Genomic DNA, 13143 nt, shown 5'->3' on the forward strand with positions numbered 1-13143 from the left:
GATGCAGCCGGTGCACGCCACCGACGACATGAACATGGCGGAGAAGCGCGTCGGGCCGCAGCGCATCGCGGGCGCCTACGCGTGGCGGACGATGCTGGAGCAGGGCATCCCGATCGCGTCGGGGTCCGACTTCCCGGTGTCCTCGGAGAACCCGTTCGACGGGCTGCACGCCGCGATCACCCGCACCGACCGGGACGGCCAGCCGGTCGGCGGCTGGTACCCGCAGCAGGCGATGAACCCGGTGGAGGCGCTGCGCTCGTTCACCCTCGACGCCGCGTTCGCCGCGCACCAGGAACGGGTGATAGGCAGCCTGGAACCCGGCAAGTGGGCGGACTTCCTCATCCTCGACCAGGATCCGCTGGACCCGCCGCCGGGGCGGGCGCGCTGGCAGACCAAGACGCTGCAGACCTGGGTCGCCGGGCGCCGCGTCGGCGAGTACGGGGAGCTGTAGACCGTGCCGATGCGGTAGGGCGCGTACTGCACCGATCGGATCTCGGACGGCTGAGCGGTGCTTAGGCTCGGCTGACCGGTTGGTGTGGGTGAACGGACTGCTCGCCTCGTCCAACGCGACGAACGGTCCGTTCGCTCCAACCGGGTCCCGTTGCCGAGGAGAGCGGCGTGCCATGACGCAGACCGTGAGCAAGCGGACCTGGAGCGACACCGGGCGTCCGTTCCCGTACGTGCTGATGTACCACTCGGTCGCCGTCTACCAGCACGATCCGTACCTGGTGACCGTCGACCCGCGCCGCTTCGACCAGCAGCTGCGGTGGCTGCGGAGCAACGACCTGCGCGGGGTGTCGATGCGCGAGCTGATGCAGGCCCGCCGAGCGGGGGACGCGCGCGGCCTGGTCGGGCTGACCTTCGACGACGGCTACGCCGACTTCGCGCGCAACGTGGTGCCCGCGCTGCGGCGGCACGGGTGCAGCGCCACCGTTTTCGTGATCGCCGGGCGGATCGGCGGCGACAACGAGTGGGATCCGGCGGGGCCGCGCAAGCGGTTGATGACCGCCGAGGAGGTGCAGGAGGTCGCCGGGGCGGGCGTGGAGGTCGGCTCGCACGGGCTGCTGCACCAGCACCTGTCCTATGTGGACGAGGACGAGCTGTTCGCCGAGGTGGTCGGGAGCCGGGAACTGCTGCGCGAGATCACCGGCCAGGACGTCGCCGGCTTCTGCTACCCGTACGGCGACGTCGACCGGAGGGTGGTGCACGCCGTGGAGGCGGCCGGTTACGACTACGCCTGCGCCATCTGGCGCTCCGAGGCATCCGGCGTGCACGCCCTGCCCCGCACCTACATCGGCGACCGCGACGGTGCCCTGCGCCTGCGCGCCAAGCACCTGCGCCACCGGCTCACCACCAACCGCTGACTTCAGCCGTGCGGGTGAGGGGGGACCGCAGTTTCAATTGAAACTGCAGATCCCACCCACGGCGGATCGCAGTTTCAATTGAAACTGCGATCCCGGGGGTCGACCGGACGTGGCGGGTTCGGGCGCAAGTGGGAGAGGTCCTCAAGTTTCGGTAAGCGGGTTCCCCTCGGTGTGGGAGACCCGCGGAGGCCCTGGGTGCGACGGTTTTCCGCAGCGAGCACGGCGAACTGGGGGAGGGACCGTGAGCGGACATTCGCTGTCGCTGGCGATCAACGGGCGGGAACGGCTGCTGACCGACCGGCTGATCGCCTTCGAACCGGCCGCACCGCAGCGCACCGAAACGGTAGCGGTCGTCGGCCTGGGCTACGTCGGGTTGCCCACCGCCTGCGCGTTGCAGGACTCCACGACCCGCGTCATCGGGTTCGACACCAGCGAGGAGCGCCTTCGCGAGATCGAGGCGGGCGAGGCCGACCTGTCCGAGGACGACCGGCGCGGACTGGCCTCAGCGCTGGCTGAGGGAGGCCTGGCGCTGACCAGTGATCCGGCGTCGCTGGCCGGTGCGGACGCGGTGATCGTGTGCGTGCCGACGCCGGTGGACGCCGCGCGGGCCCCGGACCTGACGGCGTTGCGGGCGGCCTGCCGGACCGCGGTGTCGCACGCCCGGCCCGGCCAGGTGATCGTGCTGACCTCGACGACCTACGTCGGAACCACCCGGCAGCTGCTGGTGGAGCCGCTGCGCGAGCGCGGGCTGCAGGTCGGCGAGGAGGTGCACGTGGCGTTCAGCCCGGAGCGCATCGACCCCGGCAACTTCGACCACGTGCAGCGCCGAACCCCGCGAGTCCTCGGCGGCGTCACGCAGCGGTGCGCGCAGCGCGCGGCCGAGGTGGTGCGGCGGATGACCGACCAGGTCTACCTGGTCAGCTCGCCGGAGGCCGCTGAGCTGACCAAGCTCTACGAGAACATCTTCCGCGCGGTGAACCTGGCGCTGGCCAACGAGATCGCCGATGCCTGCGCGGTGCTGGGCCTGGACCCGATCGAGGTCACGGTCGCGGCCGGCACGAAGCCGTACGGCTTCCTGGGCAGCTTCCCGGGACCGGGCGTCGGCGGGCACTGCATCCCCTGCGACCCGCACTACCTGCTGTGGCAGCTGGGACGGCGCGGGTTGTCCTCGCCGCTGATCGAGGAGGCCATGCGCTCGATCGACCGGCGGCCGGGCCGGGTGGTGCAGCGGGTGGTGGAGATGCTCGGCGAGTCGGGCATCGACCACTCCGGCGCGCGGGTGCTGGTGGCCGGCGTCAGCTACAAGGCGGGCGTGCGGGACCTGCGGGAATCCCCGGCGCTGCCGATCCTGGTCGGGCTGCGCCGGTTGGGGATGGACGTGCACTACCACGATCCGCTGCTGCCGGAGATCGAGCTGCCCGACGGCTCCCCGATGACCAGCGAGCCCGAGCCGCGCGGCCGGGACTGGGACGCCACGGTGATCCACACCGTGCACCCGGGCTGCGACTACAGCTGGGCGCGCGACTGCCCGCGGGTGCTCGACGCGACCTACCAGTTCGACGCCGTGCCGCACCGGCGCGTGGTGTGAGGTGCCGCCGATGTTCGATACGACGACCCCCGCCGTGGTGTTCAAGCTCGATCCGAACGTGCTGCACCACGGCGGGCTCGGGGTGATCCGCAGCCTCGGCCGCGTCGGGGTTCCGGTGTACGCGGTGCACGAGGATTCCCTCGCGCCCGCGGCGCATTCGCGGTACGTGCGCGGCCGGTGGTTGTGGAGCCCGGATCCCGAGGACGCCGAGGCGATCCGGCTCGGCCTGATGCAGCTGGCCCAGCGGATCGGCCGCACCGCGGTGCTGATCCCCACCGACGACGCGGCGGCGATCTTCCTCGCCGAGCACGGCGATCCGCTGCGCATGTGGTTCCAGTTCGCGCAGCCGCCGCACGACCTGCCGCGCCAGCTGGCCGGCAAGTTCACCATGTACGAGCTGTGCCGCCGGTTGGGCGTGCCGTGCCCGCGGGCGCGGCTGATCGAGGACTGGGACGAGGCGCTGGAGTTCGCCGACCAGGTGGGCTATCCGCTGGTGGGCAAGCTCGCCGCGCCGTGGTTGCCGAGCGGACGTCAGGTGCGCAGCACCACGATCGTTCGCGACGAGGGCGATCTCGCCGCGCTCTACCGGCGGTGCGGGGAGACCGTCGGCGGGCTGATGCTGCAGGAGCACATCCCCGGCGGGCCGGGTTACGACTGGTTCTTCCACGGCTACTGCGACGGCGACTCGGTGTGCTGTCCGGCGTTCACCGGGGTCAAGGAGCGCTCCTACCCGGCGCACGCGGGGCTGACCAGCTTGGGGCGCTGCGAGGGCAACGACCCGTTGTCGCGCTCGGTCGCGACGCTGCTGGAGAAGCTGTCCTACACCGGCATCGTCGACCTGGACTTCCGGTGGGACGACCGCGACCAGCAGTACAAGCTGCTGGACTTCAACCCGCGGTTGGGCGCGCAGTTCCGGCTGTTCCGGGACAGCGCAGGCGTGGACGTGGCGCTGGCGTCCTACTTGGACCTGACCGGGCAGCCGGTGCCGGCCGGGCAGCCGGAGGTCGGCCGCCGGTTCCAGGTGGAGAACTACGACCCGATCGCGGCGTTGCGGTACTGGTCGCGCGGTGACATCGGATTGCGGGAGTGGGCCAGGTCGGTGCGCCGGGTGCACGAGCGCGCCTGGTTCGCCCGCGACGACCTGCTGCCGTTCGCGCTGATGTGCGCCTGGATGTTCTGCCGCGGGGTGGCCCGGGCCAAGCCGTGGCGGCGGCGCACCCGGCACCCGGACCTGGCCGAACCCCAGTACGTCCCAGGCCGCAACTACGACAGCAGACACCTGGGGAGGCGCTGACCCCGCTGTTGAGGACAGATGAGCAACCCCCCATGCCAACCGCACCTCAGGGGAACGTGACGCAACTCAGCCACAAGAAGCAACCACCACTGTGAATCGCGGAGAGGCGGAACAGATGAACGATCTCGTGGACGTGGCCGTCGTCGGTGCCGGACCGTACGGCCTCTCGCTGGCCGCGCACCTGCGCCGGGCCGGGGTGTCGCACCGGCAGTTCGGCCTGCCGATGAACCTGTGGCGCGCGCACATGCCGCGCGGCATGTTCCTCAAGTCGCAGGGCTTCGCGTCGAACCTGTCCGACCCGGACGGTTCGCACACGCTGCGCAACTTCTGCCTGGAGACCGGCAAGCGCTACGCCGACTACGGGATCCCGGTGTCGCTGCGGGACTTCGTGGACTACGGCGAGTGGTTCCAGCAGGGCCGCGGGCTGGAGGTCGAGGAGCAGCTGGTGACCGACATCGCGCAGCGGCCCGGCTGGTTCGAGCTGACCCTCGACGACGGGCAGCACGTCGACGCCCGCCAGGTGGTGGTCGCGGTCGGCGTCGAGTACTTCCCGCGGATCCCGGAGACACTGGCGGAGCTGCCGGGCGAGTTGTGCACGCACAGCTCGGCGTACGACGACCTCGGCGGCTTCGACGGGCAGGACGTCATCGTCATCGGCGCTGGGCAGTCGGCCCTGGAGACCGCGGCGCTGCTGCACGAGAACGGCGCCAAGACGCGGTTGGTCGCGCGAACGCCCCAGCTGAACTGGAACGGGTACCCGCTGCTGCCGGACCGTCCGCTGTGGAAGCGGATGCGGGAGCCGGAGGCCGGGCTGGGGTCGGGGCTGTCCACCTGGTTCTACTCCGAGCACCCGGAGCTGTTCCGGCGCCTGCCGGAGTCGGTGCGGATCCAGCGGGCGCGCACCGCGCTCGGCCCGGCCGGCGGCTGGTGGCTGCGGGAGCGGGTGGAGGGCCGCTTCCCGGTGCACGTCGGGCACCGGCTGGACTGGGCCAAACCCACCGGTGACCAGGTGCGGCTGGGGGTGCGGGTCGGTGGTCAGGTGCGCGAGTTCAGCGCGGACCACGTCATCTGCGCCACCGGTTACCCGCCGTCGCTGAGCAGGCTGCCGATGGTCGGTCGTGGGCTGCGGTCCTCGATCGCGCTGGTCGGTGGAACTCCGCGGGTGGACGCCGATTTCGAGTCCTCGGTGCCGGGGCTGTACTTCACCGGCCCGCTGGTGGCGCCCAGCCACGGCCCGGTCATGCGGTTCGTCTACGGCGCCGACCACGCGGTCCGGCGGATCACCGCGCGGATCGAGCGGACGGCGACCCGGCCGCTGGTCCTCGGAGGTGCTGCATGAGCTTGACCGACTCCGCCGTGGCGCAGCCGTGGCCGCTCGCGGCGAACACGCCCGATGCGCGGTCGCTGCTGCACCGGCGGGTCGGTGGTCGGCTGCTCCCGGTGGTCGACCTGGTCGCGCTGGTGCCCGCGGTGCTCCTCGCCGGCTGGCAGCTCGGCGCGGCGTTCGCGGTGGCGGTGCTGCTGGTCCTGGCGGTTCAGGGGCAGCACCGGTTGCGGATCTGCTTGCGGGTGTCCGATCAGGTGCCGCAGCTGGCGGTCGCGTCGGGGCTGCCGGTCGTGGTGCTCTCGCCGTGGCTGACCGGTGGTGGACTGCTCGGGCTCGCCGCCGCCGGGTTCGGCGCGCTGGTGCTGGCCCGGGGCGGTTTCTACGCGGCGTTGCGCAGCGGCTACCGGCACGGGGTGCTCAACGAGCCGACGCTGGTCGTCGGGGCCGGTGAGCTGGCGGGCAGGATCGTCGACAGCGCGCACGAGCACCCGGAGTTCGGGCTGCGGACCCGGGTGATTCATCCGTCCGAAGTGGACCGACTGGTCGAGGTGATCGCCGCGCACCGGATCAGCCGGGTGCTGATCTGCACCGGTGATGTGGCTCTGGTGCCGGTGATCCGGGCGAGCCGCCCGCTGCCCGCCGACGTGTGCGTGGTGCCCGGACTGCCCGAGATCGGCACGGCGCTGCCGCGTGCTGCGCTGGACGAGATCTGGGGCGTTCCGCTGGTTCCGCTGCGCCGGTTCAGCCACGGTCGGGCCGGAGCGCTGGCCAAGCGGGCGTTCGACGTCGTGCTCAGCGCAGTCCTGCTGGCGCTGCTCGCCCCGCTGCTGCTGGCGCTCGCCGTCGCGGTGCGGCTGGACAGCAGAGGCCCGGCGTTCTTCCGCCAACTGCGGGTGACCGGTCCGGGGCGGACCAGCGAGGTGCTCAAGCTCCGCACCGTCCGCACGGGTGCCGCGCAGGGGTGGGCCGTGCCCGCCGGCGAGTGCACGGCGTTCGGCAGCTGGCTGCGCCGCACGCACCTGGACGAACTGCCGCAGCTGGTCAACGTGCTGCGCGGCGAGATGTCGCTGGTCGGGCCGCGCCCGGAACGGCCGCACTACGCGCTGCGCTTCGGGCAGGAGATCCCGGGCTACGCCGGCCGGCACCGGATGCCCGGCGGGATGACCGGCTGGGCGCAGGTGCAGGGCCTGCACGGCGACACGTCCATCCCGGACCGGGCGCGCTTCGACAACCAGTACGTCGAGCACTGGTCACCGTGGTGGGACGCGGTGATCGTGCTCCGCACGGCGGTGGTCGTGGGTCGGGCGTCGGTGGCTGCCTGCCTCCGGTGGGAGCTCGGCGGCAAGCGCTGCGCGCCCCACGCCCACCACGACCACGCCACCATCCCGCCGGGTGACGACGACGTGCCGGTCCCGCGAGGGATCGACGCACCTGACCGAGGAGCCCGATGACGCACCGTCGCAGGTCAAGCGTCGTGAGCACTTTGGGGTGCTATAGCCCCGCAAAGTACTCACGAGCCACCACCTGCGGAAAGGCAGGCGGAGTCGGAGGAAGACGTCCACTGTGGATTTTTGGGGGAGAGGGATGAAGGTCCTGCACGTGATCACCGGTCTCGGTGTCGGCGGCGCCGAGTTGCAGCTGCGGTCGGTACTGCAGCACACCAGGCACGACGCCGAGGTCGTGTCGCTGTACAACCCGGGCGACGTCGCCGGGATGATCGCCGGGGACGGGGTGCGCGTGCGCGATCTCGGCATGACGCGCAACACCCAGGTCAGCGCGGTGTTCAAACTTCGCGAGGTGATCCGATCCGGGCGCTTCGACGTGGTGCACACCCACCTGTACCGGGCTTGCGTCTACGGGCGGCTGGCGGCGCGGATGGCGGGGACGAAGGTCGTGGTCTCCACCGAGCACTCGATCGGCGAAACCCACCTGGAGCGGCGGCGGATGTCGTTCGGAGTGCGCGCGCTGTACCTGGGCACGGACCTGTGCTCGGACGCCACCATCGCGGTCTCCGACACCGTCGCCGAGCGGCTGCGCAACTGGGGCATGCCGACGCGCAAGATCACCGTGATCCCCAACGGCGTCGACTTCGGCCGGGTCGCGTTCGACGACGCCGCCCGCGACCGGGTGCGCCGGGAACACGGGATCAGCCCGGACACCTACGTGGTGGGCGTGCTCGGGCGGCTGGATCCGAACAAGAGGTTCGACCTGGTCATCGAGTCGATGGCGCCGCTGCTGGGGCAGCAGACCAAGCTGCTGATCGTCGGCGACGGCCCGGACCGGGAGCGGCTGGCCGCCGCGGCCCGCGCGCACGAGGTCAGCCAGCACGTGATCTTCGCCGGTCAGCGGCACGACGTCGCCGCGATGCTGTCCTCCCTGGACCTGTTCGTGGCCTCCTCCGAGCAGGAGACGTTCGGCCTGTCGGTGCTGGAGGCGATGGCCAACGGCATCCCGGTGCTCTACACGACGTGCCCGGCGCTGGTCGGCATCAAGACCGACCGGGCCCGCCAGGTGCCGGGCGAGGTGGAGCGGATGCGCGCCGAGATCGCCGCGGAGATCATGGCCGGCCGCCCCCGCGCGGACGAACCGGCGATCCGCGCGCAGTACGGCATCGAGGCGGTCACCGGGCGGATCGACGACCTCTACGCCCAGCTGTGGCAGCGCAACGGCGCAGCGGTGCCTGCGGGGAGGGCGTGATGCGCGCACTGGTCACCGGCGCAGCCGGTTTCATCGGATCGCACCTGGTCGAACAGCTGCTGGTCGACGGGCACCAGGTCATCGGGCTCGACGACCTGAGCACCGGTCGGCGGTCGAACCTGCCCATCGAGCACCCGGACCTGCAACTGGTGCCGGGCAGCATCCTGGACGCGGCGGTGGTCGACGAGGTGATGGCGGGCGCGGACGTGGTGTTCCACCTGGCCGCAGCCGTCGGCGCTTTCGTCATCCAGGAGCGCACCCGCCAGGGCCTGCTGACCAACGTGCACGGCACCGAGAACGTGCTCGACGCCGCGGTCCGGCACAACACCCGCGCGCTGATCGCCTCCACCAGCGAGATCTACGGCAAGAACGCCAAGGTCGGGCTGGTGGAGGGCGACGACCGGGTGATCGGCTCGCCGCTGAAGTCCCGCTGGACCTACGCCGAGGCCAAGGCCATCGACGAGAGCCTGACCTACTCCTACGTGCGCGAACTCGGCCTCAAAGCTGTGATCGTCCGGTTGTTCAACACCGTGGGCCCGCGGCAGAGCGGGCGCTACGGGATGGTCATCCCGCGGCTGGTGGCCCAGGCGTTGCAGGGGCGACCGCTGACGATCTTCGGCACCGGGCGGCAGATCCGCTGCTTCTGCCACGTCGCCGACGTGGTGCCCGCGCTGATCCGCCTGGCGCGGCTGGACCGCGCGCAGGGCATGGCGATCAACCTCGGCAGCACCGAGCAGGTGTCCATCGAGGACCTCGCGGCGAGGATCATCGCGATGACCGGATCGCCGAGCACCACGATCCGGGTGCCCTACGAGGAGGCCTACGGGCCGGGCTACGAGGACCTGCAGCGGCGGGTGCCGGACTGCTCCCGCGCGCGGGAGCTGATCGACTTCCGGCCGCAGCGCAGCCTGGACGACATCATCCGCGCGGTGATCGACGAACAGGTGCGCACCGGCGAGCCGGCCACGGCGTGAGGGGGCGACATGCGACCGATCCGGTGGCTGGTCGCGGCCGTGCGCGATCGCCGCGAGCGGTTCGAGCTGCAGCCGAACGGGCCCGGCGCGGCGCATGGTGTCCGCACCTTCAGCCGCCTCGGCGGGTCGATCTGGCTGCTCGTGCTGATCGCGATCTCGATCCTGGTGGTGGCCTTCCTTGTGGTGCCCCGCGGCAGCGGCCCGATGGCGCACAGCCCGGCGGTGGTGGCCTCGCTGCCGTTCTGGAACCTGGGCAACGGCACCGACGTGGTGGTCCAGCACCGGGACTCGGTCAACGAGGTCTCGCCCTGGATCTACGGGCTGGACCAGGACGGCGGGGTGCTCGAGCAGTACCCGACGGAGCAGACCGCCGAGGTCGGGCACCGGATCGGGCAGCTGCGCGAGGCCGGGATCCCGATCGTGCCGTCGCTGGCCAACATCACCGACGGCAACTGGGCTTATGAACCGGTGGCCGCGGTGCTGCACGATCCGGCGCGGCGCCAGCGGCACGTCACCGAGATCGTCGACCTGGTCGAGCGGGAGAACTACGCGGGCATCGACATCGACTACGAGAACCTGCGCGCCGGTGATCGCCAGGCCTTCAGCGATTTCGTCGCCGAACTGGGCGGGGCGCTGCACGCGAAGGGCAAGACGTTGTCGGTGGCGGTGTTCGCCAAGGACAGCGACGCCGGTTACGACGAGCGCAACGTGGCGCAGGACTACGCGGCGATCGGCCGGGTCGCCGACCAGGTCCGGTTGATGGGCTACGACTACCACTGGAACACCTCGCCGCCCGGTTCGATCGCGCCGATCAGCTGGATCCGCGCGGTGCTGGACTACGCCAAGACCCAGATCCCGCCCGAGCGGATCGTGCTGGGGGTGCCGCTCTACGGCTACGACTGGGTGGTCGGCGGTGAGGGCACCGGGGTGACCTGGTTGAAGGCGTTCCAGCTGGCCACCGAGCACGGCGCGAAACCGCAGTACGACGCCGAAACGCAGTCGCCGTGGTTCCGCTACACCGACGGGCAGGGGCGCCAGCACGAGGTGTGGTTCGAGAACGCGGCGAGTTCGAAGGCGAAGTTCGAGGCGGCGCGGGGCTCGGGCATCGGCGGCGTCTACCTGTGGATGTTCGGCTACGAGGACACCGACACCTGGCGCGAGCTCGCGCGCAGCATGCCGGTGGCGAAGTGACCGGTCGGGGGTGGGTGGGATGGTTCCGTGGTGGCTGCTGGCGATCGCGGTGTTCGGCGCCAACTTCGCGCTGTGGGGCGTGATCGGGTTGCTGCGCCTGCTGGACAGCTCGGCGCAGCGCTGGCGCGACCGCCGGAGCGCCGGTGATTCGGTGGTGGACCTGAACCGGTTCCAGGGCGGGCTCGACGTCGACGACGTCGCGGTGCTGATACCCGCGCACAACGAGGAAGCGGTGATCGTCGACAGCATCGCGGCGATCACCGCGCTGGTACCGGCGGAGAACGTGCACGTGGTCTCCGACGGATCCACCGATCGCACCGTGGAACTGGCGCGCGAGTGCGGGGTCCAGGTGATCAGCACGGCGCGCAACGTCGGCAAGGCCGGCGCGCTGAAGGAGGCGATCCGCCGGTTCGCGCTGGTCGAGCGGTACCCGGTGGTGATGCTGCTGGACGCCGACACCCACGTCCAGCCCGGCGACTTCGACGCGGCGCTGCGGCTCTTCGACGATCCCGAGGTGGTCGCCGTCGCCGGCTGCGTCAAGACGACCTGGCGCGGACGCGGTCTCGGGGCGATCGGCAAGCTGGTCGCCTTCCACCGGCAGCGGATCTACACCATGACGCAGTACCTGCTGAAGTTCGGCCAGACCTGGCGGCGCACCAACGCCACCCACATCGTCCCCGGCTTCGCCAGCCTGTACCGCACCGAGGTGCTGCCGCGCATCGAGGTCAACCCGCCGGGGCTGGTCATCGAGGACTTCAACATGACCTTCGAGGTGTACCAGAAGCAGCTCGGGAAGGTGGGTTTCACCCCGGCCGCGGTGGCCGCGACCCAGGACCCGGGCACGCTCAAGGACTACGTGAAGCAGTGCAAGCGCTGGGCGCTGGGCCTGTGGCAGACGGTGCGGCTGCACCCGCCGCGGGCGAACCTGTTCACCGCCATGCTCGCGTTGCTGCTGCTGGAAATGCTGACCAGCAGCGTGCTCCTGGTCGTGTTGCCGGTGGTGCTCGTGGCGCTCCTGCTGCCCGCGCTGCTACCCGGCCTGCTCGACGTGCCGGTCTTGGGCGAGGCGCACCAGTTCGTCAGCGGATTCGCGACACCGTCCGCCCTGCTGTTCGGCGTGCTGATCCCGGACCTGGCGCTGACCTGCATCGTCGCGCTGCTGCAACGCCAACCGCGCTACCTGCTGGTCGGCCTGCTGTTCCTGCCGCTGCGCGTGCTCGACGCGGCGATCGCGCTGTACGCGATCCCCGGTGCCTGGCTGACCAAGTCCTCCGGCCGCTGGCGCAGCCCCGACCGCCACGTGGTGGATCAGAGCGCGTGACCGAGAGCTGGTGGAAGCCGTAGGGGCCCGGGCCGCAAGACCTGCGACCCGGACCCCTTCGCCGCTGACTAGCGCACCTTGCGGATCCGGGACAGGACGGGCCAGCCGAGCAGCGACAGCACACCGCTGACGAGGAACAGCGCGGTGTAGTTGTCGCCACCTCCGATGGCGAGGATCGCCGGGGCGGCGAACGGCACCAGCGAGAACGGCAGCGTCAGCGCGATGTTGACGATGCCGAGGTCGCGGGCGATGTTGTCGCTGTCGGGCAGGGTCGCCATCGCGAAGCTGAGGTAGACGCCCGACATGCTGCCGTAGGCGACGCCGACGAGCGCGATGCCGACGTAGGCCCAGAGCATGCTGCCGCCGAGGACCATGACCGAGATGCCCACCGCGGCCAGCAGCGCGGCGAACGCGAACGGCGGCTTGCGCCGGTCCATGCGGTCCGAGATGTAGCCGGAGAGGAAGGACACCGCGGTGTTGACCGCCATCAGCACCAGGTTGGCGAGGAATGCGGCGTTGGCCAGATCGTCGGTGGCGATGTGCAGCCGGTCCTGCAAGAAGTACACCAGGTAGGTGCTGACGACACCGATGCCGACGGAGATCAGGAACAGCGAGAGCAGGAACCACGCGAAATCGGGGGCCTTGCGCGGGTTGAACCAGAAGCTGCCGGCGAACTCCTTGGCGCTGAACGGCGGGCGCTGCGCCGCGTCCAGCCGGCGGTCCTTCAGCTGGAGGGCGAACAGCAGCAGGAAGATCGCCGCGGCGGCGACGGGGATGCCCATCTGCAGCAGCGGATCGGTGGGGAAGAGCTGGACGAAGAAGGTGCCGACCACCACGGAGCCGCCGCTGGTCATGCCGGCGAGCCCGCCCAGCAAGCCCTGCTGCTCCTCGGGCACCTGATCGCCCAGCACCGCGAAGGTGCCTGCGATGGTGGCGTTGGCGAAGGCCTGCATCAGCAGCCAGCCGATGATCACACCGGCGAGACCGGTGCTGGTCCCGACGAACACCGCGCCCGCCGCCGTGCCGAGGATGCCGATGACCATCCACGGGCGGCGCATGCCGAAGCGGCTGGTGGTGCGGTCGCTCAGCCGCCCGAACAGCGGGTTGGCGATGACCGCGACCAGGGTGCCGACGCCGCTGACCACCGAGTAGCTGGTGGTCTTGCCCTCCGGGTCGACCTCGCCGACGCGCAGCGCGACCGTGACCATCGCGGGGGTGTTGATGGCCATCCAGATGCCGAAGGTGGCCAGCGTGAACAGGACGATGAAGCGCGCGCCAACGCGTGGCGGCGCAGCCTCAGCGGTCGATGGTGTGCTCATGGAAGTATCTCCTTTGACCCTGCCATGGACGAGTGCGGGAAGTGGACGGGGAGGGGCCTGGGGGTCGA

General features: G+C 71.0%; 11 protein-coding genes. 10 read left to right on the top strand and 1 reads right to left on the bottom strand.

Annotated features, from left to right (window positions below):
• The 10 genes from OU415_RS16130 to OU415_RS16175 form a co-directional block, all read left to right on the top strand.
• On the top strand, positions 1 to 451 hold a 451-nt coding region (locus OU415_RS16130), incomplete at its 5' end, for an amidohydrolase family protein (RefSeq protein ID WP_270949605.1).
• Between the two features lie 172 nt (positions 452 to 623).
• Entirely contained in the window at positions 624 to 1364 is a 741-nt protein-coding gene (locus OU415_RS16135) for a polysaccharide deacetylase family protein (RefSeq protein ID WP_270949606.1), read from the top strand.
• A gap of 241 nt (positions 1365 to 1605) precedes the next feature.
• Positions 1606 to 2952, top strand: a complete 1347-nt coding sequence (locus tag OU415_RS16140) for a nucleotide sugar dehydrogenase (protein ID WP_270949608.1) — start codon at positions 1606 to 1608, stop codon at positions 2950 to 2952.
• A 10-nt stretch (positions 2953 to 2962) separates the two neighbouring features.
• On the top strand, positions 2963 to 4246 hold the full coding sequence (locus OU415_RS16145; RefSeq protein WP_270949609.1) for a carboxylate--amine ligase: 1284 nt from the start codon (positions 2963 to 2965) through the stop codon (positions 4244 to 4246).
• Between the two features lie 115 nt (positions 4247 to 4361).
• On the top strand, positions 4362 to 5585 hold the full coding sequence (locus OU415_RS16150) for an NAD(P)-binding domain-containing protein (RefSeq protein WP_270949610.1): 1224 nt from the start codon (positions 4362 to 4364) through the stop codon (positions 5583 to 5585).
• Entirely contained in the window at positions 5582 to 7024 is a 1443-nt protein-coding gene (locus OU415_RS16155) for a sugar transferase (RefSeq protein WP_270949611.1), read from the top strand. The genes OU415_RS16150 and OU415_RS16155 overlap by 4 nt, the downstream gene beginning before the upstream one ends.
• Positions 7025 to 7157: 133 nt before the next feature.
• Positions 7158 to 8270 (top strand): glycosyltransferase, encoded by a 1113-nt coding sequence (locus OU415_RS16160; protein WP_270949612.1) that lies wholly within the window; start codon positions 7158 to 7160, stop codon positions 8268 to 8270.
• Complete coding sequence (locus tag OU415_RS16165; protein WP_270949613.1) at positions 8270 to 9244, top strand: NAD-dependent epimerase/dehydratase family protein; 975 nt, start codon at positions 8270 to 8272, stop codon at positions 9242 to 9244. Before OU415_RS16160 ends, OU415_RS16165 begins: the two co-directional genes overlap by 1 nt.
• Before the next feature lie 9 nt (positions 9245 to 9253).
• Positions 9254 to 10435, top strand: a complete 1182-nt coding sequence (locus tag OU415_RS16170) for a glycosyl hydrolase family 18 protein (RefSeq protein ID WP_270949615.1) — start codon at positions 9254 to 9256, stop codon at positions 10433 to 10435.
• Positions 10436 to 10454: 19 nt separating this feature from the next.
• Positions 10455 to 11756, top strand: a complete 1302-nt coding sequence (locus OU415_RS16175) for a glycosyltransferase family 2 protein (protein WP_270949616.1) — start codon at positions 10455 to 10457, stop codon at positions 11754 to 11756.
• Positions 11757 to 11824: 68 nt separating this feature from the next.
• Here OU415_RS16175 and OU415_RS16180 read toward each other — a convergent pair whose 3' ends face one another.
• Positions 11825 to 13075, bottom strand: a complete 1251-nt coding sequence (locus OU415_RS16180; RefSeq protein WP_270949617.1) for an MFS transporter — start codon at positions 13073 to 13075, stop codon at positions 11825 to 11827.
• Positions 13076 to 13143 lie beyond the last annotated feature (68 nt).

It is taken from the genome of Saccharopolyspora oryzae, assembly GCF_027853915.1.
Lineage (GTDB): Bacteria > Actinomycetota > Actinomycetes > Mycobacteriales > Pseudonocardiaceae > Saccharopolyspora > Saccharopolyspora oryzae.

Coding starts and splice junctions, on each gene's coding strand:
- OU415_RS16135 (WP_270949606.1), top strand. CDS start 624: ATGACGCAGACCGTGAGCAAGCGGACCTGGAGCGACACCGGGCGTCCG.
- OU415_RS16145 (WP_270949609.1), top strand. CDS start 2,963: ATGTTCGATACGACGACCCCCGCCGTGGTGTTCAAGCTCGATCCGAAC.
- OU415_RS16150 (WP_270949610.1), top strand. CDS start 4,362: ATGAACGATCTCGTGGACGTGGCCGTCGTCGGTGCCGGACCGTACGGC.
- OU415_RS16155 (WP_270949611.1), top strand. CDS start 5,582: ATGAGCTTGACCGACTCCGCCGTGGCGCAGCCGTGGCCGCTCGCGGCG.
- OU415_RS16160 (WP_270949612.1), top strand. CDS start 7,158: ATGAAGGTCCTGCACGTGATCACCGGTCTCGGTGTCGGCGGCGCCGAG.
- OU415_RS16165 (WP_270949613.1), top strand. CDS start 8,270: ATGCGCGCACTGGTCACCGGCGCAGCCGGTTTCATCGGATCGCACCTG.
- OU415_RS16170 (WP_270949615.1), top strand. CDS start 9,254: ATGCGACCGATCCGGTGGCTGGTCGCGGCCGTGCGCGATCGCCGCGAG.
- OU415_RS16175 (WP_270949616.1), top strand. CDS start 10,455: ATGGTTCCGTGGTGGCTGCTGGCGATCGCGGTGTTCGGCGCCAACTTC.
- OU415_RS16180 (WP_270949617.1), bottom strand. CDS start 13,075: ATGAGCACACCATCGACCGCTGAGGCTGCGCCGCCACGCGTTGGCGCG.